The organism is Mycobacterium simulans (assembly GCF_900232995.1).
GTDB classification, from domain to species: Bacteria; Actinomycetota; Actinomycetes; order Mycobacteriales; family Mycobacteriaceae; genus Mycobacterium; species Mycobacterium simulans.
In genome coordinates this window covers 2,238,947-2,260,697 of sequence record NZ_OCVX01000003.1, presented here as the reverse complement: position 1 = coordinate 2,260,697, position 21,751 = coordinate 2,238,947, and the positions used below count along the sequence as shown (strand labels likewise).

Here is a 21,751-nt window from a genome sequence, read left to right as displayed (position 1 = left end):
TTTCTGGCCGCTGCTCAAGGAGCTAGCCGACCAATTCCGGCAGCACCCGAAGCGGCGTGATGCCGTCTTGCGCGGCGTTGGCAGCCGCATCGGCACGGCCAGCCGCACCTGATAGTGGCATCCCGCCCAACAGGCCGGGAGTAGTGGATCCAAGCGAAGGGACGGCATTCGCGACCGTACCCGGTAACGCCGCGACCGCCGCATGACTCAGCGTCGGGGCGGACGCGGCCCAGGCCGGCGGTACGGACAGCAACCCGACCGTTGACGCCTCACCTAGACCGGCTGATACCGCACCGGTCAGGCCTGCCGAACTCAGCGCCCCCGTCGCAGCCGAGCCCAGCGAGGTCGCGATCTCGCTGCCGACGGCAGCCGCCGCCGGGAATAGACCCTTGATGGTCGACATCATCGACATCATCAACCCGGCCGACGAAGTGCACACAAAGAAGGGTGTGCCGAAGATGCTCATCACGGTGTCCAGGTCCTGGATCCAGCCGGGGAGCGCTGACTCACCGGCACCCGGCAAGACCGGGATCAGCCCGGATAGCACGGTGCTGATGTTGGTCGCGACGGAGTTGCCGGTGGCCTGGGCGACCGCGGCGGCCTGGCTGGCCGGCCCGGCCGGGTTGACCGGCTGTGGCGGCTGCGTGAAGGGCATCAGTCTGGTTGCGGCGGCCGAGCCGGCGACATAGCCGTACATCGCGGTCGCGTCCTGGGCCCACATTTCGCCGTATTGGGCCTCGGTAACCGCGATCGCGGGCGCGTTCTGGCCCAGGATGTTGGTCGCGATCAGGGCCATCAGCTGCGCACGGTTGGCCGCGACCAACGCCGGGTGCACGGTCATCGCGTGGGCCACCTCGTAGGCCGCGGCCGCCGCTTTGGCTTGGCTCGCAGCCTGCTCGGCTTGGGCTGCGGTCGCGTTCAGCCAGGTCACATAGGGTGCGGCCGCGGCCGCCATCGTAATCGCATTGGCACCTAGCCACGGACCGCTGATCAAGCCGGTGATCCCCGAGTCGACGGCGATCGCGGTGGTGTTCAAGTCGATGGCCAAACCATCCCAGGCGGCGGCCGCGGCCAGCATCGATCCGACTCCCGGGCCGGCGTACATCCGCCCCGAGTTGATCTCCGGGGGTAACGCCCCGTATACCATCGCCGCCGATCCCTCTCAGCGGGCTGCGATCGCGTTTGCCGCCTCGGTCGCCGCGTAGGAACCACCACTGGTCTCGAGCGTGGTCACGAACATTTCGTGAATCGCTGCGGCCTGCTGGCTGACCGCTTGGTAAAGGGCACCGTGAGCGGCGAACTGTGCAGCTGTCAGGGCCGACACTTCGTCTGCGGCAGCCGGAACGACGCTGGTGATCGGAGCCACCGCGGCCGCGTTGCTCGCGTTCATCGCGCTGCCGATCGTCTGAAGGTTGCCCGCCGCGGCGATCAGCATTTCCGGTTGGTTGGTCACGAATGACATAGCCACAACAGTGCCGCCAAGACACGAATATGTCTGTCGGCCGAGCGGTCAACGTGGGGGATGATTCAGGCTGTCCACCGATTGACGGATGTTTATGTCCTCCACCTGGGGCCGATGAGGTGCTGGTCAGGGCGCCGGAACCTCGATCACCGTCGCCGAACCCATGCCGCCGCCCGCGCACATCGCTGCGACCCCTACCCCGCCGCCGCGCCGGCGCAATTCGTGCACCAACGTCACCAGCATCCGAGCTCCGGTCGCGGCCACGGGATGGCCCAGTGAGCAGCCGCTGCCGCTGACGTTGACCCGGTCCGGGTCCAGCTCGAGTATCTTCACGGTAGCCACGCACATCGACGCGAAAGCCTCGTTGATTTCGAACAGATCCACGTCGGAAATCGAAAGCTGAGCGCGGGCAAGCGCCTTCGGGATTGCCTCTACCGGAGCCAGCCCGGTCGCCGCGGGGTCGACACCGACCGAGGCCCAGGACACCACTCTGCCCAACGCCGGCAAGCCCAGCCGGTCGCTGGCGATGGTCAATACCGCGGCGCCGTCGTTGGCGCCGCAAGCGTTGCCCGCGGTAATAGAAAAGCCCTCGATCTCCGGATGCAGCGGTTTGAGTGCGGCTAACTTCTCCATGCTGGTGTCGCGGCGCGGATGTTCGTCGACCGAGAAGAGCCCGTGCGGTGTCTCGATGGGAACGATTTCCTCTTTGAAGCGGCCCTCATCGATGGCGGCGATCGCGTTGCGGTGCGACCGCAGGGCCCACGCGTCCATCTCCTCACGACTGATCCCGGCTTTGACCGCAGCGTTCCAGCCGACGGTGATGGACATGTCCAGGTTGGGCGCGTCCGGCTGGTCGGGGTGTGTCGGTGGGAACCAGTCGACCCATTCGCCGTCCACCTGCAACCGCGACCGCGGCGACGTGGACGCGGAGTTCACACCGCCGGCAATGACGAGTTGATCCATACCTGCCCGCACGCTTGCCGCCGCACTCTGCACCGCCGCCTGGCCGGCCGCACAGTGCCGATTGTTGGCTAATCCCGGTACCTGGGTCAGACCCGCGGTGATCGCCGCGTGGCGAGCAACGACGCCGCCGCCGTAGAGACCCTCGCCCAGGATCACGTCGTCGACCTGCGCGGGATCCAGATCCGCCGCGGCTTCGCTGATCAAATGGTGGGCCAGGTCAAAAGCGCTAGTGTCGCGCAGGGTTCCTTTCCGGGCGGTCCCGATGGGGGTACGCAACGCGGACACGATCACAGCTTCAGGCACAGGTCTTCTCCACTTCGGCGGTGCGCAAGAATGAGAATCTTATTCTCTCAGTTTGAGAGTATGAGTTGCAAGCTCACTGGTTGGCGAGCAGACGCGGAATCGCACATACCGGACCCGAATCGTGCGATTCTGCGTCTGCTCGCCAATGAACTCGCCAATGAGCTCGCCAATCGAGGAGGCACGGTGGCAGCGATCGCGGTCCCGGGCGGAACTGTGTGGTTCAAGCAGGTTGGCGACGGCTCGGGTGTTCCCCTGCTGGTCGTACACGGGGGGCCGGGGCTACCGCACAACTACCTGGGCTCGCTGCAACGCCTAGCCGACGAGCGCGAGGTCATCTACTGGGATCAGCTGGGCTGCGGGAATTCCGAATGCCCTACCGACACCGAACTCTGGACAATGGAACGCTCGGTGGCCGAGATGAAGGCCGTGGTGCAGGCGCTTGGCCTGAACCGCTTCCACATCTTTGGCAATTCGTGGGGTGGGATGCTGGCACTACAGTACGTTCTTGACTCGCCGGCGGGAGTCGCCAGCCTGACCGTCTCGAACAGCGCCGCGTCGATACCCCGGTTTGCGGAATATGTAACCCGTTTGAAGTTTGGCTTGGACGCGGGAACTCAATCAGCCATTGACCGTCATGAAGCTGCCGGCACCACCTCTTCCGCTGAATACCAGGCTGCGATCCGGACTTGGAACGAAGCGCATCTGTGTCGCAGGCGCCCCTGGCCCAACGAACTCGAAGACGCGTTCAAGAAGATGGGTACCGACATCTTCGCAACAATGTTCGGGCCCAGCGTGTTTCGTATCGTCGGCACTATCCGAGACTGGGATGTGGTCGACCGGTTGGCCGAGATTGCAATACCGACCCTGCTCCTTGCCGCCAGATTCGACGAATTCTCCCCCGACCACATGCGGGAAATGCATAGACGAATCGCGGGTTCGCAGTTTGAGTTCTTCGAGTCGACCGCGCACCTGCCATTTATCGAAGAGCCAGACCGGTTCGATCGCGTGATGCGGGGCTTTCTGCGGCTTCACGATGTGGAGCCACGGGTCACCTCACCGTGGGATCTGCCTCCGAGGTGACATTGACCTCAGGTCCCGTCGGCCGGTATCGATCGGGGAGCTCGGGGATGCCATAGCGGCTCCGGAGCTCGGTCAGCGGCTCTCGCGCCACGTCGAAGAAGTGCCACCCCGGGTCCAAAACGTCGGTCGTGGTCTGCTCTCCGCGCCGCCAGGCCACGAGAAACTTCCACGGGTCCAATGCACCGTGCTGCGCGCCGATCCCGTTCACTTCCTGCCCGATGTGCCACTCCAAAATGACCGGGAGCAGGTGAGCGGTGAAGGCATCCTGGGCGTGCATGCGCCCGGTGTAGGTGCTGACCAGCAACTCACCCTGCATCGAGGTGTCATAGCCGGAGAGCACGTGCAGCGAATCGTGCGGGATCGCGAATGCCTCGTGGAATGCGCCGTCCTGGCCCGGGAAGCGGAATCCATGCCGGCGAAAGTGGACCCAGAGCGCCCGCCCGAAGCTGCCCGGCAGATATCCCTCGAGTTCCTGGTAGCGCGCGTACAAACGCTTGTCGGCGTCGCTCTGCCCGTCGTAAGGCTGCATCCGGGGCTCGTCCCCTGGTTCGGCCAGACCGGGAAAGGTTGCTGCATTACGCACGACCATGTCGTGCATCGCCTTGTCGAGGCGCCCCTCAACGATGTCACGCAGATCGGTAACCCAGGACGCCTCGACGCCCAGGTGGGATGCGTAGGTCAATGCGGCCGTCACCCGCTCCGTATCCAGCTGCCCGTCTGCGAGTGCCGCGACGGCGATGAGTTCCGCGCTGATATCCGCAACATCGCGGCGCCCGCCGATGGTCGCCGCCAGCTGATCCGGCGCGACCGCGGCCAAGCCGTCGACCCCGCCATCTCCCGGACCGATCGGCCAACCGAACAGGACCGCCGCCGTCGCATCGACGAGCTGTTGCCCGCAGGTGCGCCCCGACTTGCCACCCAGCGACTCGATCACCGATGTCATCGCGGCAAGCACTGCGGTAGTCACACTCTCGTCCACATCCTCGAACAAGGCCGCCTCCAGAAGGATCCACCGTCCTCGCCGGTGGTGCCGCATTTGACGCCGTCCCACCCTACCGCCGCCTCGCCGACCCGATGGATCGGCGACGGGTGCTCATGGCCTCGTAGTCGAGCTACGAGCGGAGTTCTTGCCGGCCGTCAGCTTGGTGACGATGTTCCGGAAGTCATCGGTGGTAAACGACTGGTGCTCGGCCGAAAGCGCGTAGTCCAGACTCGCCAGCACGGCGCGCTCCAAATGAATGTTGAGCACCCGCTTGGTGCTTTCGACCGCTTGCTGGGGCAGTTCCATGATTCGCTTCGCGCAGGCCAGCGCTTCGGCGACCGGGTCGTCGACGACGTGGTTGGCCAAGCCAAGCTCGACGGCACGCTCGGCGCGAATCTTGGTTCCCGTAAGGGCGTACTCCTTGGCCAGCAGCAGACTGATATGCAGCGGCCAGGTCAGCGGTCCGCCGTCAGCGGCCACCAACCCGACTTGCACATGTGGGTCGGCGAGAAAGGCGTCCCTGGCGATGTAAACGATGTCGCTAAGCGCGACCAGGCTGCACCCAAGCCCGACGGCGGGGCCATTGACGGCTGCCACCACCGGAATTCGGCAGCGTGCCATGCCGAGCACGATCTCGCGTCCGTCGCGAATGGTCTTGGCACGCAAGTCGGCGTGTTCGGCGAGCTCGGCGAGATACGAGTAATCCCCACCGGCCGAAAATGCTTTGCCGCTGCCGGTGAGCACTGCTGCGCGCGCGGTGGGATCGTCGGTTAGTCGTTGCCACAGCCGCGCGAGGCCGACGTGCAAATTGTCGTTGACAGCGTTAAGGGCATCCGGACGGTTCAGCGTGATGATCCGCAGCGCCCCATCGGCGTGCACGTCGATTTCGGTCGGCATGTCGTACACGTCAGACTCCCAGTCCCAAGATTCGTGAAGCGATGATGTTCTTCTGTATCTGCGAGGTACCGCCCATCACGCTCTGGGCGCGGCTATAGAGGTAGGCGCTGAACAGGTCTGGGTCGTGGGTGCCGCCAACGGCCAAGGCGGCGTGTCCCACGGACTGTTCGACCCAGGTCATCAGCAACTTGTCCAGCGATCCCTCGGGGCCGTGCGAAACTCCGTCGAGCTGTTCGGACAGCCGGCGCCGGACGTGGTGGGTCAGCATTTCGGCCTGGATGGCCGCCCATGCGAGCTCTTCGGTTACCGGACCGTCGTGGCGCGCCAACAGAGTTCGGACGAGCTTGTTGTATCTGGCCGCGTAGCCCAGTGTGGACGGCTCACGCTCGTGGCCGACGACGGTCATGGCCACTGCCCAGCCGTCGCCGGGGGAGCCGACCATCCGGTCGGCCGGGACCGTCGCACCGTCGAAAAGCACCTGTCCGAATTCGTTGCTGACGCCATTCATCATGCGCAGCGGACGCTGTTGCACGCCAGGCTGTTTCATGGCGATGACGAACGCCGATAGGCCGCGGTGTCGTTTGGCCGCCGGGTCGGTGCGAGCCAGCAGTAGACACCAATCGGCCACATCCGAGTAGCTGGTCCAGATCTTTTGCCCGTGCACCACATAGTTGTCGCCCTCGCGGGTAGCGGTGGTGGTCAGCGACGCCAGATCCGAACCCGCGCCGGGTTCACTGAATCCCTGGCACCACCGCTCGGTGCCATCGATGATGCCGGGCAGGAAGCGTCGCCGGAGTGCGTCGCTGCCATGCCTGCCGATTCCGTAGACCAGGTAGCCGACGCTGGGACGCGGCGGGGCGCCGGCGCGCGCCAGCTCTTCGTCGACGACGACGTCGTACACCGCAGGCAGCGCCTGGCCGCCGTACTCGCGGGGCCACGACAACCCGAAGAAGCCCTCTCGGTAGAGGGCCCGATGCCACTCGGCCTGACGGGTCCAGTACTCATCGCCAGAGCCGGAAAACTCCTTGGCGTGCAACGAAAGCCAGGATCGTAGGCGTTCCCGGAAGGCGGCCTCTTGCGGCGAGTCACGAAAGTCCAAGGTCGATCTCCTCCCACCTTGCCGGCCACAGCTCGGTCGAGGTCAGCGCCCGGCGCAGGTACACATGCACCAGGCAGTCCCAGGTATTGCCAATCCCGCCGTGCACCTGCACCGCGGTCTCGCAGACGGTCCGGGTAGCGCGCGCGCAGTAGACCTTCGCGATCTGAGCGGCCCGAATGGCTTGCGCCGGTTCGAGTTCGTCAACCGCCCACGCGGCATGCCGCAGTACGCTCACCGAGCCTTCGATCAGCGCAAGGCTTTCGGCCAACAAGTGGGCGATGGCTTGATATGAACCGATCTGTTTACCGTACTGTTCACGCACTTTCGCGTAGTCGCAGGCAACCGCGTGCGCACCGCGTGCATCTCCGATCAGGTCCGCCGACGTGCCCACCAAAGCCAGCGCCTGCCACCGTCCGGCAGCTTCCACCGACACCTCGCCGATAGCCACCGGCGATCCCGCAATGCGCGTGCTGGTTCTGGTCAGATCCGCGCCAGCGGAGATGCCGTCCAGCTCGGCCGTCAGAACCGTGGTCCCCGAAAGCAGCAAGGCCCTCCGATACCCGCGGGCATCGATGGCGATTTCGCCGACCGCGAACGTGACATCGCCGACGTCGGCATCGAGGTGGCGAGCCAGGTCATCGGCCAGGACCGGCCCGAGGAACGGCGCATCGACCAGCCTGCGCGCGAGTTCCTCTGCGACTACCGCTACTTCGACACCAGAAGCTCCGTCGGAACGCAACGATCGCCATCCGGTCGTATCAATGTGCTTGTCCAGACGCGTGATTCGCTTCGCGTCAGCCAAGTCTTGCACTGCTGCGGGTCCAAGATCGTCGGCTAGCTTGGCGGCGGCGTCCCGTAGCAGCTGCTGTTCAGCTGTCAGACGTACATCCATAGCGCTCCTTCAGCTCTCGGCGCAGCACCTTGCCCGAAGGTAGGCGAGGAACGTCGGGCACGAATACGACCTGGCTCAGTCGCTTATAGCCAGCCAGCTTCGCGTCCACCCGGGCGGCGAGCTCGGCGGCGACTGCGGGGTTGCTGGGGCCGTGGGTCGCGACCGCGGCAACGACCGCCTCCCCATTGGCACCGTCGGGAACGCCGAATACCGCGCAGTCTTTGACCGCCGGATGACCGTGCAGCACCGTCTCGATCTCGGCGGGCGCGACCTGGAACCCGCGCACTTTGATCATCTCTTTGCGGCGGTCGGTGATCCGCAACCAACCGTCGCCGTCGAGCGAGCCCACGTCCCCGGTCCGGTACCAGCCGTCACAGAACACGTCGGCGGTCGCGTCGGCCGGCAGGTAGCCGGCCATCAGCGAATTCGACCGCGCCTGAATCTCACCCACCTCTCCGGGCCGGACCGACTCTCCGGTGTCCAGCGACACGATCCGCAGCTTCACTCCCGGCACCGGGCGCCCCACGGCGTCGAGCCGAGCCCCTTCGAGCGGGTTGCAGGCGATCACGGGCAACTCCGTGGTGCCATACGCGGGGACCCACCCGATGCCGGTGCGCCGGGTCACGGTCTCGGCGATGCTGGCCGTGACCGGAGTGGCACCCCACATGATGAACCGCAGCGACGATAGGTCGTAGGACTCCAGCTTCGGGTGCGAGGCAATGGCCAGCGCGATCGGCGCGGCCGCCATTTCGATTGTGATGCAGTCGTTTTCGATGTGGCGCAGCATCGCGTCGATGTCGAATCGCGGATGTAGCCGCACCCAGGCACCGGTGCGCAGCGCCGTAAGGATGTTGAGCAAGCCGAGGATGTGTGCTGGCGGTGTGGCCACCTGAATGCGGTCGTTATCCGTCAGCTGCAGCGCAGCGCGCCAGTGCCGGATTGCCGCGTCCAACGAAGCGTGGGTGTGGCGGACGGCTTTGGGCAGGCCGGTAGTGCCGGAGCTGAACACCAGCAGCGCGTCGCTTTCGGGCGCCGGCGAGCCGCGCACCGGATCTGCCGCACGGATCGGTTCATCCAGATGCAGCATCGGCATCAGACCAGCCAGCACCGGATGGTCACCGACTGCGTGTTCCGGGTTGGTCACCGCCAGCGCATGCTCGACCTCGTCGCGCTTCCATGCGGTGCCGATCAGCACCGCCGACGCACCCAGCCGCCAGATCCCACTCAGCGCGGCGACGAATTCGGGCCGGTTGGACGCCATGACCGCCACCCGACCGCCGGCGCCCACCCCCATCTTGGTCAGCACCACTGCAAGTCCGCCGGCCAGCGCGTCGAGGTCGGACAGGCTGAATTGCCGTTCCTCGTACACGAGCGCGCCCGGATCGGTCACGTCGCGTTCCCCTTCGTGCGGTCGTGAGAAGATCCTATCGTCTTGTGAGAATAGTATTCTCTATAGTGAAGAACGCAAGTGTGGATGCCTGTCCAAGAGAGTGGTCATGACGGAACCTGGCACGGTGACGATCTACCTGGACCGCAAGAAAGTGTCCGTTCCGCGGGCGCCTGGCGAAACGCTGCTGGAAAGCGCCCGCCGGGCCGGGCTCGACCCACCCTTCAATTGCGAGGCCGGCAACTGCGCGACCTGCATGGCCAGGATCACGGAGGGCAGCGCAACCATGCGGGCCAATGACGCACTCGACGACGACGAAGTGGCCGAAGGTTACATACTGACCTGCCAGGGCATACCCGACACGGCATCGATCACCGTGCGCTACGAATAAGTCACGAGGGACCACAAGGAAGAAGCGACCATGCCCAAAGGCATCATTCATGTCGAGACTCGACCCAGCTCGCCAGATCGCGACCAGGAGTACAACACCTGGTACGACGAGGTCCACATACCCGAACTCGTGGCGCTCGACGGCTTCGTCTCGGCGCGCCGGCTGCGACCCGTCGACGACGAGGGGCCATACGTCGCTCTCTACGAAATCGAGGCCGACGATCTGCAGAGCGTGCTACAGAACATGCTCGACAATGCGCGGAACTTGCACATGTCCGATGCGCTGCAATTCGATCCGCCGCCGGTCATGCGCCTGCTCGAGGTGACGAGCGAGTACCGCCCGTAGCGCTCAGCGCAGCTCCGTCGCGAGCGCCGCGATCATCTCGCGGGTTCGACGCTTGGAGGCGACGAGTTCGTCCCGGTTTTCGCCGATGGGCAACAGCCGCACCGATAGATCGGTCACGCCGGCGTCGGCGAATCGCCGGAACCTGGCCAGGATTGCCTCCGCGTCGCCGGCCGCGCAGATATCGCCGACGTCTTGGGCATCGCCGTAGCCGAGCAACCGCTGATAGTTCGGCGAAACCTCGGCCTCTCCGAGGATCCGGTTGGCGCGCTCGCGGGCTGCGTCGACTTCTCCTGCGCTGCATAGGCATACGGGAATGCCGGCGACGATCCGCGGCGCCGGTCGCCCGGCATTGTCCGCGGCCTTGGCGATCCTTGGGACGACGTGCTCGGCCACCGCGCGCTCGTCGGCCATCCACAGCACGGTGCCGTCAGCGCGTTCACCGGCCAGCGTCAGCATCACCGGTCCGAGTGCGGCTACCAACACGGGCAGCGGTGCCACCGGCGCCAGGTCGAGGGGGTTGTGCACTCGGAAGGTGGCGTTCTCCACATCAACCGGCCCGGGGTTGGCGAACGCTGCGCGCAGCACCTCAAGGTAATCCCGGGTGAACGCGGCGGGCCGCTCGTAGGGAAGGCCGAGCATGTCGTCCACGATCCAGTGGTGCGATGGTCCTACACCCAGCACTAGTCGGCCGCCCGAGGCGGCATGCGCCGATAACGCCTGGCGAGCCAACGCAATTGGGTGCTGCGCTTGCAGCGGAACAACTGCGGTACCCAATTCAATGCGGCGGGTGCGCATCCCCATCAGGGCCACCGCGATCAGCGCGTCGAAGTCCGTGGGTATCTGCGGGATCCACGCGCTGTCGAGGCCGGCACTTTCGGCCCAGTCAATGTCGGCCAGCATCCGAGTGACCTTGCGCGCGGAATCCCCGCGTTCGGGTCCGATCATCACTCCGATGCGCACCATTCCTCCACGAAGTGCCGGATCTACATTATCTATACATGAATAACGTACTTGCAAAAAAAGAGAATGCCAATACCGCTGTTTGCTCAGGTCGCGACGCACGCCTAACGCTAGGCGCGACAGACATTCATGTCGCTTAGTCGACCGGCACGTTGAGAATCGGGCGGTTTACTCCGGCACCCGGACCGTCGAAATGCCACCACTCACCGGAGTAAACGGTCAAACCGCCATACTTCATGGCGTCCCGCAATCGGGCCCGGTTCGCCTGTGCTTCGGCGCTGACGTCCTGGGTTGCGAAAGCTTTTGCCCGCGAGGAGAAGTCGTCGAAGTCGGTGCCCATATCGGCCAGACAGAATCCGGACGCGCGGCGCTCAGACGGGCACGGCTGCTGCGGGCTGGTGAACGTCACGTCAACCGAACGGCCCGCCTCATGACTGTTCGCATATTGGCCCGGACGTGCCACCCACGCCGGGTTGGGGACCACGTTGAACATCCGGACCTGAACGTCGTGCGGGCGGTAGCAATCCCAGAAGACCAGCAACTGTCCGTGCGGGCGCAGCGCCGTCGCGGCCGCCGCCAGGCCGCGCGCCATCGATTCGTGCACGAGACACCTAGCGTCGGCGGGATACAACTGCGTATGGGTGAAATTGTTCGTCGTTGCATAGCGCAGATCGATCACCGCGTCGGCAACCACACTCCGAACATCGACGAACCCGGCCGCGCGTGCGGCGTCGCTGACCGGCGGCACGCCAGGAGTCGACGGCGCGGTGGTACCCACAGGGCGCATAGTGACCGTCCCCGAGACAGGCGAACTCGTGCGATTGACCTCGCAGCCGGCAACAGCAGCAGCCGCGACGGCGATCGCCACCAGCAGTAACCGCACCCGTCGAGCCATGTGTTTATTGTCCCGGGTCATCCAGGCTGGCGCCGGCACCGGTCAGCTGATGTCGCCGTCGACGTAACGCTGCAGGTTGGGCGCCATCGCCGCCACCACCTCGTCGTCCGGCATCGACGCAATCGGTTCGATCTTCCAGACGTATCGCAACAACGCGAACCCGATCAGCTGACTGGAGATCAAACCACTGCGACGCAGCCGTTCATCCTCGTCGCCACCAAGGGTCGACTCGCCGATCAGGCCGCGCTCGACGAGCACCCGTAGTTTTTCGCGGGTCTTGGTTTCGTGTGCGGCGGTCAGCACCACCGCCCGCAGTGCCGGACCAACTTCCTCATCCGTCCAGATGTCCAGCACATTGCGGATCAGCTGCCTGCCCAGATCGGCCCGGGGCGTCGCCCACGTCTTGACGACCGACTCGAGAAACTTCTGTGGCGGCGCAGTCGCCGCGTCGAGCAGGCCTTCCTTAGAGCCGAAGTAGTGGTAGATGAGCGCGGGGTCGACGTCGGCGGCGCGAGCGACGGCGCGGATTGCCGTTCCGGCCCAGCCGTGTTCGGCAAACTCCTCGCGGGCCGCGGCCAGGATGCGCGCCGCCAACACGCCACGTTCGTCGCGTGGACCCGGGGTGATCGAGCGTCTCGCCACAGACCTCACCATACAGTGCAATTTCATCTTGCGTTGAGACTAGTTTCAACATACCGTGAAACTATGCAGACCCTCAACGGCCCGCAGACCACCGGCCGGCAATACCGCAACCTCAGCGAACCGCGCTACACCAAGCGCAGCGACATCAATGCACCGGTCACCATGCGCGATGGCACCAATCTGTTGGCCGACGTCCACCGGCCCGATTCAGACGGCCGCTTCCCCGCGCTGATCGCCGCCTCGCCGTACCCCAGGCAGATGCAGGATCTCGGCGCCCCCGCCGGATTCATCGAAGCAGGCGTGACGGACTTCTGGGTGTCGCGCGGCTACGTGCACGTCATCGCCAACGTGCGCGGCACCTGCGGATCCGGCGGCACCTTTGGCTTCTTCGACGCACAGGAACGCCGGGACATGTACGACCTCGTCGAGTGGGTCGCCGCCCAACCCTGGTGCGACGGCAATGTCGGCATGATCGGCATCAGCTACTTCGCGATGACTCAACTCGCCGCGGCGGTCGAGCGCCCGCCACACCTCAAGGCGATCTTCCCTCTTGCCGTGACGGCGGACGCGTACGAGGCCGCCAACCACCACGGCCTGTTGAGCTCGTCGTTCGTCACGCCCTTCCTCGCGATGATCGGGCTGACCTCCGAGCGCAGCGACAAGCTGTGGCGCGGCAAACCGGTCGGTCTGGCCCGCCGCGTGCTGAACAGCCCACGGCTGCATAAGAAATTCGCGACCGCGAACGGAGAAGCGGCAGTGACCATGCTGCGCCAACTCATCAGGCTGCCGCACAACCCCCACCCATGGGACGAGTTGTGGCTGGAATCCGTGGTCAAGCATCCAACCCGCGACGAGTGGTGGGACGAGCGAAATCTGTTGCCATTGCTGAAAGAAGTCGATATTCCGGTGTACCTCGGGTGCGACTGGGAGAACGTGCCACTGCACTTGCCGTCGACGTTCTACACGTGGAAAGGCTTGTCGGACAACGCATGTGTGCGAATGGGTCTGCTCGGCAAGTTCGGCCTGACCTGGCCTTGGGAGAGCCTGCACACCGAGGCCCTGGCTTGGTATGACCATTGGCTCAAGGGCCGCGACACCGGGATCACCGACGGGCCGCCGATCCGCTACTTCCTGCCCGGCGCCGACCAGTGGCGTACGGCGGACTCGTGGCCGCCGTCGGCCGCTCCGCACCGCGAACTCACCCTGAGAGCCGACGGCTTGTTGGGGGACGACGAGGGTGCGCCGGGCAGTCGTGAGTTCATGGTGCTGGGATCCGGTCTCGGACGAGTCAAGCCGAGCGCGATCGATCCGCCGTCGGTGCTGACCTGGACCAGCGCGCCGCTGAGCGAGGATCTGGATGTTGTGGGCGAGATTGAACTGCGGCTGGTCGCATCGGCGACCGCGATCGACACCGCATGGATGGCGACGCTGCAGGACGTGACGCCGGACGGCCGCACCTGTGATGTGACCGCGGGCTGGTTGCGTGCCAGCATGCGCGAGGTAGACGAGGCGGCCAGCCGCCCCGGCGCGCCGGTGCTGCCGTGCCGGAATGCACGGGCGGTGCCGTTGGGCGAAGATGTCGTCTATCGAATCCCGTTGGTTCCCAATGCTCGACGGTTCAAGCGCGGCCACCGCATTCAATTGGTGCTCACCAGCGATGACCAGGACGCGTCGGCACCGGCGATAATGAAGTTCCGTCATGCCAGCGTCGGGACCAGCAGCCTGAACACCGTCCGCTCAGCCTCGCGGCTACTGATTCCGGTGCTCGACTGATACCGCGCCTAACACGCGGGCGGTTCGTCGAAAATAGTTCCGCCAGAGTCGATTTGGATGACGATGCTAGCCGATGCGGTCAGTGGTGGTCTGAAGGATGGCGGTTGCGATCCGCTCTGCAGGCTCCAGACCCACCACGCCGACGGACATCAACACCGACGACTTTTCGCGATACACATGGCTCCAAGCTTCGGCGGTGATCCGCAGGGTGGACGGATCCGGCTTGTCCAACGTGAAGTCGTAGTCGGCGTCGTGCAGGTCAATGCATGCTTGTAGGGACGACTCCAGCTGATGAAGCGCGCCGCGCGCGGTATGCGAGTCGGGGTACACGGCGACGGCCTGACTCACGGATTGGATCATGGCGGGTCCACCCGGCTTGAGGTCGTCGGTGATGCCGTGGTAGCCGGCACTACGAAACTCTGACCAGCCGCTGCCAAAGGTGAGATCGCTGGTTCCCGCCGCCCGACAGGGTCCCGGAGCGTTGAGGTCTCCTTGTGGTGGGTGACGCAAGTCCGCGTGTGAATGCGCGGTGAGCTCCTCATAGTTGGCGATGCGCCGGACATCTTCGACACTGACGATCAATGCATCGGCACGTGACACGGGCGCGGAACTCGGCTTGGCCGACGTTCCGCTATGCGAGCATGCCGTGATCGCGACCAATGCGCAGCACGCGAGGACCGCCGAGCTGCCGGCTTTTGGCTTCATCGTCGACGCCATGGTCAATATCTTAGAGACGCATGCTCATCTTGGTGGCCAATGCCACGAAGGCTGTTCAAGGAGGCGCTGACCGGCGATCCGGGTCTCACCAAGCTCTTTTGTCAGGCGCACGGTGTGCACGTCGGCGGCCGCCTGCAGGGCTGCGACGAGGTGTTCGGAGTGGGTAACGACGACGATCTGGCTGCGGTCGGCGGCGGTGGCGATCAGCGATGCCAAGGCGGGCAGCAGCTCGGGGTGCAAGCTGGTCTCGGGTTCGTTGAGCACGAGCAATTGCGGTGGACGTGGTGTCAGCAGGGCCGCGGTCCAAAGCAGATACCGCAGCGTGCCGTCGGATAACTCGGCTGCGGCTAACGGGCGTAGCATCCCGGGCTGGTGCAGAACCAGTTCGAAGCGAGTATTCGTATTCCGGACTTCGACTCGGCTGCCTTCAAAGGCACGGTCGATGGCTTCGCTGAGCGCGACGTCGTCACCAATCTCGTGAATCGTTTGTATGGCGGCAGCCAAGTCCGCGCCATCGTGGCCCAATACCGGTGTGCGCGTGCCGATTCGGCTCTGCCGTGCGGGCGCGTCGGCGTCCGTGCGCAGATGATCGTAGAAGCGCCAATATCGGGTACGCTCGCGCATCTGCATCAGCTCCGGTGCACGTACCGGGTCTGCCAGCTCGCTAAGCATGGAGTCAAATGGCCGCAGCACGTCGGCGATCACATGCCAGTCGCCGTCGCCGTCACGCACCCGCGCGGTGAGCCCGCCGCGCTCGGCGATCACCGCGGCCGTGCGCCACACCGGCCCGACCCACAGTGCCTCCACCTTGACCTCGGGATCCAGCGCAAAGGCCGTCTTCGTCGTGCTGGGCAGCCCAAGGTCCATCGCATAACCGAAATCGTCGCCGGCAAAGCCAAGTTTCAGGCTGGCCGGGCCGGTGCTCACCGTCCCCTGAACTCGATGGCGCCCTTGGCGCACCGACTTGCCGATCACCGCGGGGCCGGCCCACATCGTTGAGCTCAACCCGCCCTCGCGTGCCAGCGCCGCCACCGCGCCGTTGCGAGCAGAGTCGGCGAGTAGGCGCAACGCTCGATAGAGGTTCGATTTACCACTGCCGTTGGGACCGGTAACGACATTGAGCTGTCGCAGCGGGACGACCAGCTGGCGCAACGAGCGGTAGTTCTCCACCGCGACCGTCACCAGCACCCGGCCACGCTATTCCAACGCCCGCCCACTCGGCAAAGGACGTTCGGCGGTTGGTGCTGCGGGTGGGTGCGGCGCAGCGGTTAGGGCAGGTCGTCGACTCCGTTGAGCCCCAACCATTCTCCGGTTGTACCGACGCCCCCCCGGATCCCGCCGTTGCCGTCTTATGACGTCAAACCGTTACTGGACGGGGTTATCCAGATGGTCAACGGTCAGCCCCTGGAAGCCCTTATCAACGCGATCGACAAACCATCGCCGACAACCCCTCACGGCTTGACCGGGACGCCGTATCGAAGTCCTTGATCGACAAACTCTCTCGGCGTTCCACAGGACGTCAGAGATCCGGAGCACGTGGATACCCAAGCGCTGAAACCACTTGCACCCTGACGCTTGGGTGTCCGTCGACGATTTCTTGATGTCGCGGGGACGTCCACGAAAGATGGCTTTCGGGCACCAGGCGAACTGTCGACGAATAGTGCCGAATTTGCCGCCGTGGCGCTAACATCCGATTTGTCTTAATTGCGGACGGCAATCAGATCAGACGGTTGCGGGAGGCATCGCATGTCGTTTGTAATTGCAGCGCCGGACATTGTGGCCATGACGGCGGAGAATCTCGCAAGTATCGGTTCGTCGCTCACAGCGGCCAATGCGGCGGCCGCGGCCCCGACAAGTGGGCTGGTGGCCGCTGCTGGCGATGAGGTGTCGGCGGCCATCGCGGCGTTATTTTCCAGCCACGCTCAGCAGTTTCAGGCGCTGAACGCCCAGGCGGCGGCGTTTCATGCCCAGTTCGTACAGGCGCTAACCGGCGCTGGGGGCGCGTATGCGGCCGCCGAGGCGGCTAATGCCCTCGAGCAAGGCGTGCTGGGCGCGATGAACGCGCCCGCCGCCGCGTTGTTGGGCCGCCCCCTGATCGGCAATGGGACAAACGGGGCGCCGGGAACCGGGGAGGCCGGTGGGCCTGGGGGGTATTTGTTCGGCAACGGCGGCAACGGTGGCTCTGGTGCCGCCGGGATGGCCGGGGGCGCCGGCGGGGCCGCCGGGCTGATCGGCAACGGCGGGGCAGGCGGCGACGGCGGAGCCGGCGGGTTCGGAGCCACCACCGCCGGCAAAGGCGGCAACGGCGGCAACGCAGTGCTGATCGGCGACGGCGGCAACGGCGGCAACGCCGGGAAGGCCGGCGGCACGGCGGGCACCGGCGGCACTGGCGGGCTCCTGCTCGGCAACAACGGCAACAACGGGAAGGCTTAACCAGGCCAGCGGTCGCGGCCGAGTAGCGAATCGCCAAGTTCTAGCGAACTGGGCGGCGTTCCCACGACGTCGCCCAGTTCGCGACTTCGGACGACGGTGTTCGTGGCGGCGGCCTAGTAGGCTCCCGGTTCAACGCCGCTGCAGATGCTGGTGGCAGGTACAGGATTCGAACCTGTGAAGCTTTCGCGACGGATTTACAGTCCGCTCCCATTGGCCGCTCGGGCAACCTGCCGCCTAGCAGGTTACAACGAACGGGTAGACAGATCACAAACGGCTTGCACCAACGAGGAAGGGCTATCGAATGGCGGACTCATCGTTCGACATCGTCAGCAAGGTCGACCGCCAGGAGGTCGACAATGCTCTCAACCAGGCCGCCAAGGAGTTGGCCACGCGCTTTGACTTCCGCGGCACCGACACCAAGATCGCGTGGAAGGGTGACGAGGCCGTCGAGCTGACCTCGTCCACCGAAGAGCGCGTCAAGGCCGCTGTCGATGTTTTCAAGGAAAAGCTCATCCGGCGCGACATCTCGATGAAGGCCTTCGACGCCGGCGATCCGCAGGCTTCGGGCAAGACCTACAAGGTCACTGGCACCATCAAGCAAGGCATCACCAGCGAGAACGCCAAGAAGATCACCAAGCTCATCCGCGACGATGGGCCCAAGACCGTCAAGACGCAGATTCAGGGCGATGAGATCCGCGTCACCAGCAAGAAGCGCGACGACTTGCAGGCCGTCATCTCGATGTTGAAGCAGGCCGACCTCGACGTCGCGCTGCAGTTCGTCAACTACCGGTAGCGTTCGGTTCGTGCACTAAGCTGGAATGCACGAACCGAACGAAGGAGCTCGCGTGAAGACCACGGTCGCCGAGCTGGACGCGGCGAACCGGCGCCTGCGTGAAAGCGCTCACGCCATCGGTGTCGCGCTGTCGTCGGTCACGGTGTACACCGAACCCGCCGTCGCACGCGCGGTCCAGGCCGAACAAAACCTGTACGCCCGCATCGACGCCGAGTTCGGGATGCTGACCAGCACCGAAGCGGGCAAACGGATGGGATCGCGATCGAGCGCACCCCGCAACCTGGCGACCACCGCACACCGAAACAACGCGCTTGTCGCCGTCCGCCAGGGCAACTATCTCGCCTACCCCGGGTTCCAGTTCGGGTCCGGCGGAAAGCCGCTGGCCGTCATCGCCCGGCTGCGCGAGGTTGCCGATTCCAGCGGCTGGTCGGAGGCGGGCCTGGTGCAGTGGCTCTGCTCACCCACCACCTACTTCGACGGCGAACGCCCCGTGGACCACCTGGCCACCGACCCGGACCGGGTTGTCGCGGTGGCGGCGGAGGCGATGGCCGTCTCTTGGTAAGAGGGCCAGTGAGGCGGCCTCCAGACCCGTTCGACCCGGCCATCGCTACCCTGTCGCCCGGCCATTTGCTCTACCGCGTGCTGTCGGCGACCCGCACCGCCACCGATTTCAACCCGGGGTTAGGCGCGCCAACCCGGTTCGGCTTCTTCGGCAAGCCCGGCAAACCAATAGTGCCGATCCTGTACGCGGCCGAAAGCGAAGACGCCGCCATCGCCGAGACCTTGCTGCACGACATTCCCGTCGAGGGCGGCACCCTCCCCTACGACCAATACGCGAGCAAAGTACTGGTCCGGCTGAAGGTGACGCGGAAGCTGCGCGTCGGGATCCTGCACGGCACCGGACTGCGACGCCTCAAGGTCACCGCTGGTGAGCTGACGGCCGGCCCGGCGTCCAGCTATCGCAGCACGGTGCGGTGGGCCGAGGCGGCCCATGACGTCGGGCTGGATGGGCTGGTATGGATGTCGCGGATGTGCAATGACGCTAAGGCGTATGTCTTCTTCGGCGACAGATGCGGCTCCGATGATCCTGCGTTTTCCCAGGACCCCACCCACGCGCGCATCTTCGCCAGCCCGGCCGACCAGATCTGGCTGATCGACCGTTGCGCGCCCCTGCACGTCGACGTGCTGATGGAGCCTGCTTAATCTTGGTGACGTGACTCCCCAGGATGCCGACTATGTCGACGTCGTGATCGTCGGCGCGGGCATCTCCGGCCTCGGCGCGGCCTACCGGCTGACGGAGCGGAATCCCCACCTGACCTACACGATCCTGGAGCGTCGCGAACGGATCGGCGGCACCTGGGATCTGTTCCGCTATCCGGGGGTGCGATCCGACAGCAGCATCTTCACGCTGTCTTTCCCCTACGAGCCGTGGACCCGCGACGAAGGCGTCGCCGATGGCGACCACATCCGGGAGTACCTGACCACCACCGCCCACAAGTACGGCATCGCCCGCCACATCCAATTCAATAGCTATGTCCGCGCTGCGGACTGGGATTCGTCCACCGACACCTGGACCGTCACCTTTGAGCAAGAGGGCACCCAGCACCGCTACCGCAGCCGCTTCGTGTTCTTCGGCAGCGGCTACTACAACTACGACGAGGGCTACACACCCGACTTTCCCGGCACCGACCAATTCGGTGGCGCCCTAGTGCATCCACAGCACTGGCCGGAAGACCTCGACTACACCGGCAGGAAGATCGTCGTGATCGGCAGCGGAGCCACCGCGGTCACGCTGATCCCGTCGTTGGCCGAGCGGGCTGAAAAGGTCACCATGCTGCAACGCTCGCCGACCTACATGATGTCGGCGTCCAAGTACAGCAGGGTTACCACCGTCGCTCGCATGGTGCTGCCCCGCAGGGCTTCTCACCACGTCATCCGGATGTACAACGCGTTGATGGAAGCGGTGTTCTGGTTCCTGTCCCGCAAGATACCGGCGTTCGTGAAGTGGCTAGTACGGCGTGTTGCGGTCAACAACCTGCCCGAGGGGTACGACATCGACACCCACTTCAAGCCGCGCTACAACCCATGGGACCAGCGGATGTGCCTGATCCCCGACGCCGACTTGTACAGCGCCATCAGCGAAGGCCGCGCCGCCGTGGTCACCGACCACATCGATCACTTCGACGCCACCGGTATCGCGCTCGAATCCGGCGAGCACCTCGACGCCGACATCATCGTCACCGCGACCGGCCTGCAGCTGCAGGCACTTGGCGGCGCCAAGATCAGCCTCGACGGCGTCGATATCGATCCCACCGACCGCTTCGTCTACAAGGCGCACATGCTCGAAGACGTGCCCAACCTGTTCTGGTGCGTGGGATATGTGAACGCGTCCTGGACGCTACGGGCCGACATGACGGCTCGAGCGACCGCAAAGTTGCTGGCGCACATGGCCTCTCACGGATACACCCACGCCTACCCACACCGCGGCAACGGACCGATGGACGAAAAGCCGTCGTGGGACATCCAGGCCAACTACGTGTTGCGGTCGCTGCACGCGCTGCCCAAGTCGGGCACCAAGCGGCCATGGAATGTGCGGCAGAACTACTTCGCCGACGCCATCGACTACCGGTTCGACCGCATCGAGGAGGCGATGGTGTTGGGCCGCGTTCAGCAATACGCTGATCTGCATGGCAGTTGAGAAGCGCGAACCCAAAGTCGTTGTCCTCGGTGGTGGTTCCTGGGGTACCACAGTCGCGTCAATCTGCGCACGCCGAGGACCGACCTTGCAGTGGGTGCGCTCCGAAGCGACCGCCGCCGACATCAACGAGAATCACCGCAACACCCGCTACCTCGGCAACGAGGTCGTGTTAAGCGACACCCTGCGCGCCACCACCGACTTCGCGGAGGCCGCCAATTGCGCCGACGTCGTTGTCATGGGGGTGCCCTCGCATGGATTCCGGGGTGTGCTCACCGAGCTGGCCAAGGAACTGCGCCCCTGGGTGCCGGTGGTGTCGCTGGTCAAGGGGCTCGAGCAGGGCACCAACATGCGGATGTCGCAGATCATCGAGGAGCTGCTGCCCGGTCATCCGGCCGGCATCCTGGCCGGGCCGAACATCGCCCGCGAGGTGGCCGAGGGCTACGCGGCCGCGGCAGTGCTGGCAATGCCCGACCAACACCTGGCGACCCGGCTGGCGGCCTTGTTCCGCACCCGACGCTTCCGCGTGTACACCACCGACGATGTCATCGGTGTCGAGACGGCGGGCGCGCTGAAGAACGTCTTCGCGATCGCGGTCGGGATGGGCTACTCACTTGGTATCGGTGAAAACACCCGCGCGCTGGTGATCGCCCGCGCACTGCGGGAGATGACCAAGCTGGGTGTGGCCTTGGGCGGGAATCCCGAAACGTTCCCCGGACTGGCCGGCCTGGGCGACCTGATCGTCACATGCACCAGCCAGCGCAGCCGAAACCGGCACGTCGGCGAGCAACTCGGCGCGGGCAAACCGATCGACGAGATCATCGCCTCGATGAATCAGGTCGCCGAGGGCGTCAAGGCCGCCAGCGTGATCATGGAGTTCGCCAACGAATTTGGGTTGAACATGCCGATCGCCCGCGAGGTCGACGCCGTCATCAACCACGGGTCCAGCGTGGAGCAGGCTTACAGCGGCCTGATCGCCGAGGTTCCCGGACACGAGGTCCACGGCTCGGGGTTCTAAACGTGATCTCGGAATTCGGTTGGA

The 21,751-nt window shown here is 65.2% G+C and carries 22 protein-coding genes, 1 tRNA gene and 1 pseudogene; 10 read left to right on the top strand and 14 right to left on the bottom strand.

All coding sequences use genetic code 11. From position 1 onward, the window contains the following. Positions 1-22: 22 nt before the first annotated feature. The 3 genes from MSIMFI_RS10965 to MSIMFI_RS10955 all read right to left on the bottom strand — a co-directional run bounded on the left by MSIMFI_RS10965 (position 23) and on the right by MSIMFI_RS10955 (position 2,728). Positions 23-1,147, bottom strand: a complete 1,125-nt coding sequence (locus MSIMFI_RS10965; RefSeq protein WP_191497217.1) for a PPE family protein — start codon at positions 1,145-1,147, stop codon at positions 23-25. 15 nt (positions 1,148-1,162) lie between these two features. Continuing rightward, entirely contained in the window at positions 1,163-1,462 is a 300-nt protein-coding gene (locus MSIMFI_RS10960) for a PE family protein (RefSeq protein ID WP_186244734.1), read from the bottom strand. Positions 1,463-1,588: 126 nt separating this feature from the next. Beyond that, entirely contained in the window at positions 1,589-2,728 is a 1,140-nt protein-coding gene (locus MSIMFI_RS10955; protein WP_191497216.1) for a thiolase family protein, read from the bottom strand. 60 nt (positions 2,729-2,788) lie between these two features. Between MSIMFI_RS10955 and MSIMFI_RS10950 the strand changes: the two genes are divergently transcribed. Further along, positions 2,789-3,808: a proline iminopeptidase-family hydrolase gene (locus MSIMFI_RS10950; RefSeq protein WP_191497215.1), complete on the top strand. Its 1,020-nt coding sequence runs from the start codon at positions 2,789-2,791 to the stop codon at positions 3,806-3,808. On the opposite strand, the gene MSIMFI_RS10945 is transcribed toward MSIMFI_RS10950, so the two are convergent. From MSIMFI_RS10945 to MSIMFI_RS10925, 5 genes are all read right to left on the bottom strand, one after another. Next, complete coding sequence (locus MSIMFI_RS10945) at positions 3,777-4,775, bottom strand: hypothetical protein (protein WP_191497214.1); 999 nt, start codon at positions 4,773-4,775, stop codon at positions 3,777-3,779. The two genes, MSIMFI_RS10950 and MSIMFI_RS10945, sit on opposite strands and share 32 nt — an antisense overlap. A gap of 126 nt (positions 4,776-4,901) precedes the next feature. Further along, on the bottom strand, positions 4,902-5,696 hold the full coding sequence (locus MSIMFI_RS10940) for an enoyl-CoA hydratase/isomerase family protein (protein ID WP_191497213.1): 795 nt from the start codon (positions 5,694-5,696) through the stop codon (positions 4,902-4,904). Position 5,697: 1 nt separating this feature from the next. Further along, positions 5,698-6,786: an acyl-CoA dehydrogenase family protein gene (locus MSIMFI_RS10935; RefSeq protein WP_191497212.1), complete on the bottom strand. Its 1,089-nt coding sequence runs from the start codon at positions 6,784-6,786 to the stop codon at positions 5,698-5,700. After that, on the bottom strand, positions 6,773-7,678 hold the full coding sequence (locus MSIMFI_RS10930; RefSeq protein ID WP_191497211.1) for an acyl-CoA dehydrogenase family protein: 906 nt from the start codon (positions 7,676-7,678) through the stop codon (positions 6,773-6,775). Before MSIMFI_RS10930 ends, MSIMFI_RS10935 begins: the two co-directional genes overlap by 14 nt. Next, complete coding sequence (locus MSIMFI_RS10925; RefSeq protein WP_191497210.1) at positions 7,656-9,068, bottom strand: class I adenylate-forming enzyme family protein; 1,413 nt, start codon at positions 9,066-9,068, stop codon at positions 7,656-7,658. Before MSIMFI_RS10925 ends, MSIMFI_RS10930 begins: the two co-directional genes overlap by 23 nt. A 106-nt stretch (positions 9,069-9,174) precedes the next feature. On the opposite strand from MSIMFI_RS10925, the gene MSIMFI_RS10920 reads away from it, so the two are divergent. Both MSIMFI_RS10920 and MSIMFI_RS10915 read left to right on the top strand, forming a co-directional pair. Next, positions 9,175-9,456, top strand: coding sequence for a 2Fe-2S iron-sulfur cluster-binding protein (locus tag MSIMFI_RS10920; protein ID WP_186244743.1), 282 nt, complete (start codon positions 9,175-9,177; stop codon positions 9,454-9,456). 30 nt (positions 9,457-9,486) lie between these two features. Beyond that, positions 9,487-9,801 carry a DUF4286 family protein gene (locus MSIMFI_RS10915; RefSeq protein WP_191497209.1) on the top strand — a complete coding sequence of 105 codons (315 nt, stop codon included), beginning with the start codon at positions 9,487-9,489 and terminating at the stop codon, positions 9,799-9,801. 3 nt (positions 9,802-9,804) lie between these two features. Here the strand turns inward: MSIMFI_RS10915 and MSIMFI_RS10910 are convergent, their stop codons facing one another. The 3 genes from MSIMFI_RS10910 to MSIMFI_RS10900 form a co-directional block, all read right to left on the bottom strand. Next, entirely contained in the window at positions 9,805-10,761 is a 957-nt protein-coding gene (locus tag MSIMFI_RS10910) for a TIGR03564 family F420-dependent LLM class oxidoreductase (protein WP_191497208.1), read from the bottom strand. Positions 10,762-10,897: 136 nt separating this feature from the next. Then, entirely contained in the window at positions 10,898-11,548 is a 651-nt protein-coding gene (locus MSIMFI_RS10905; protein ID WP_396820191.1) for a M15 family metallopeptidase, read from the bottom strand. 150 nt (positions 11,549-11,698) lie between these two features. Continuing rightward, positions 11,699-12,310 (bottom strand): TetR/AcrR family transcriptional regulator, encoded by a 612-nt coding sequence (locus MSIMFI_RS10900; protein ID WP_186244747.1) that lies wholly within the window; start codon positions 12,308-12,310, stop codon positions 11,699-11,701. Between the two features lie 51 nt (positions 12,311-12,361). Between MSIMFI_RS10900 and MSIMFI_RS10895 the strand changes: the two genes are divergently transcribed. Beyond that, a complete protein-coding gene (locus MSIMFI_RS10895) occupies positions 12,362-14,071 on the top strand; it encodes a CocE/NonD family hydrolase (RefSeq protein ID WP_191497206.1) in 1,710 nt (569 codons plus the stop codon). A gap of 66 nt (positions 14,072-14,137) precedes the next feature. Here the strand turns inward: MSIMFI_RS10895 and MSIMFI_RS10890 are convergent, their stop codons facing one another. Both MSIMFI_RS10890 and MSIMFI_RS10885 read right to left on the bottom strand, forming a co-directional pair. Further along, positions 14,138-14,788, bottom strand: a complete 651-nt coding sequence (locus MSIMFI_RS10890) for a sensor domain-containing protein (protein WP_186244749.1) — start codon at positions 14,786-14,788, stop codon at positions 14,138-14,140. Positions 14,789-14,812: 24 nt separating this feature from the next. After that, positions 14,813-15,976, bottom strand: coding sequence for an AAA family ATPase (locus MSIMFI_RS10885; RefSeq protein ID WP_191497205.1), 1,164 nt, complete (start codon positions 15,974-15,976; stop codon positions 14,813-14,815). A 558-nt stretch (positions 15,977-16,534) separates the two neighbouring features. Between MSIMFI_RS10885 and MSIMFI_RS10880 the strand changes: the two are divergent. Then, positions 16,535-17,212 (top strand): annotated as a pseudogene (locus tag MSIMFI_RS10880) (PE family protein); the annotation flags it as partial. 157 nt (positions 17,213-17,369) lie between these two features. On the opposite strand, the gene MSIMFI_RS10875 reads toward MSIMFI_RS10880, so the two are convergent. Further along, positions 17,370-17,453 (bottom strand) — tRNA-Tyr (locus MSIMFI_RS10875). A gap of 69 nt (positions 17,454-17,522) precedes the next feature. Here MSIMFI_RS10875 and MSIMFI_RS10870 point away from each other — a divergent pair. Genes MSIMFI_RS10870 through MSIMFI_RS10850 form a run of 5 tightly spaced genes read left to right on the top strand, consistent with a single transcriptional unit; the run spans position 17,523 to position 21,727 of the window. Further along, positions 17,523-18,014 carry a YajQ family cyclic di-GMP-binding protein gene (locus tag MSIMFI_RS10870; RefSeq protein ID WP_186241597.1) on the top strand — a complete coding sequence of 164 codons (492 nt, stop codon included), beginning with the start codon at positions 17,523-17,525 and terminating at the stop codon, positions 18,012-18,014. Between the two features lie 52 nt (positions 18,015-18,066). After that, the gene (locus MSIMFI_RS10865; RefSeq protein WP_191497203.1) at positions 18,067-18,576 is read left to right on the top strand and encodes a hypothetical protein; all 510 of its coding nucleotides are present in this window, start codon (positions 18,067-18,069) and stop codon (positions 18,574-18,576) included. 8 nt (positions 18,577-18,584) lie between these two features. Then, complete coding sequence (locus MSIMFI_RS10860) at positions 18,585-19,217, top strand: RES family NAD+ phosphorylase (protein WP_191497202.1); 633 nt, start codon at positions 18,585-18,587, stop codon at positions 19,215-19,217. 10 nt (positions 19,218-19,227) lie between these two features. Then, on the top strand, positions 19,228-20,712 hold the full coding sequence (locus tag MSIMFI_RS10855) for a flavin-containing monooxygenase (protein ID WP_191497201.1): 1,485 nt from the start codon (positions 19,228-19,230) through the stop codon (positions 20,710-20,712). Then, a complete protein-coding gene (locus tag MSIMFI_RS10850) occupies positions 20,702-21,727 on the top strand; it encodes an NAD(P)H-dependent glycerol-3-phosphate dehydrogenase (protein WP_191497200.1) in 1,026 nt (341 codons plus the stop codon). Before MSIMFI_RS10855 ends, MSIMFI_RS10850 begins: the two co-directional genes overlap by 11 nt. Positions 21,728-21,751 lie beyond the last annotated feature (24 nt).

Excerpts from the sequence above, each read along its gene's own strand:
- MSIMFI_RS10965 (WP_191497217.1), bottom strand. The coding sequence starts at position 1,147 with ATGGTATACGGGGCGTTACCCCCGGAGATCAACTCGGGGCGGATGTAC.
- MSIMFI_RS10960 (WP_186244734.1), bottom strand. The coding sequence starts at position 1,462 with ATGTCATTCGTGACCAACCAACCGGAAATGCTGATCGCCGCGGCGGGC.
- MSIMFI_RS10950 (WP_191497215.1), top strand. The coding sequence starts at position 2,789 with ATGAGTTGCAAGCTCACTGGTTGGCGAGCAGACGCGGAATCGCACATA.
- MSIMFI_RS10930 (WP_191497211.1), bottom strand. The coding sequence starts at position 7,678 with ATGGATGTACGTCTGACAGCTGAACAGCAGCTGCTACGGGACGCCGCC.
- MSIMFI_RS10920 (WP_186244743.1), top strand. The coding sequence starts at position 9,175 with ATGACGGAACCTGGCACGGTGACGATCTACCTGGACCGCAAGAAAGTG.
- MSIMFI_RS10915 (WP_191497209.1), top strand. The coding sequence starts at position 9,487 with ATGCCCAAAGGCATCATTCATGTCGAGACTCGACCCAGCTCGCCAGAT.
- MSIMFI_RS10905 (WP_396820191.1), bottom strand. The coding sequence starts at position 11,548 with ATGCGCCCTGTGGGTACCACCGCGCCGTCGACTCCTGGCGTGCCGCCG.
- MSIMFI_RS10900 (WP_186244747.1), bottom strand. The coding sequence starts at position 12,310 with ATGGTGAGGTCTGTGGCGAGACGCTCGATCACCCCGGGTCCACGCGAC.
- MSIMFI_RS10895 (WP_191497206.1), top strand. The coding sequence starts at position 12,362 with ATGCAGACCCTCAACGGCCCGCAGACCACCGGCCGGCAATACCGCAAC.
- MSIMFI_RS10890 (WP_186244749.1), bottom strand. The coding sequence starts at position 14,788 with ATGGCGTCGACGATGAAGCCAAAAGCCGGCAGCTCGGCGGTCCTCGCG.
- MSIMFI_RS10870 (WP_186241597.1), top strand. The coding sequence starts at position 17,523 with ATGGCGGACTCATCGTTCGACATCGTCAGCAAGGTCGACCGCCAGGAG.
- MSIMFI_RS10850 (WP_191497200.1), top strand. The coding sequence starts at position 20,702 with ATGGCAGTTGAGAAGCGCGAACCCAAAGTCGTTGTCCTCGGTGGTGGT.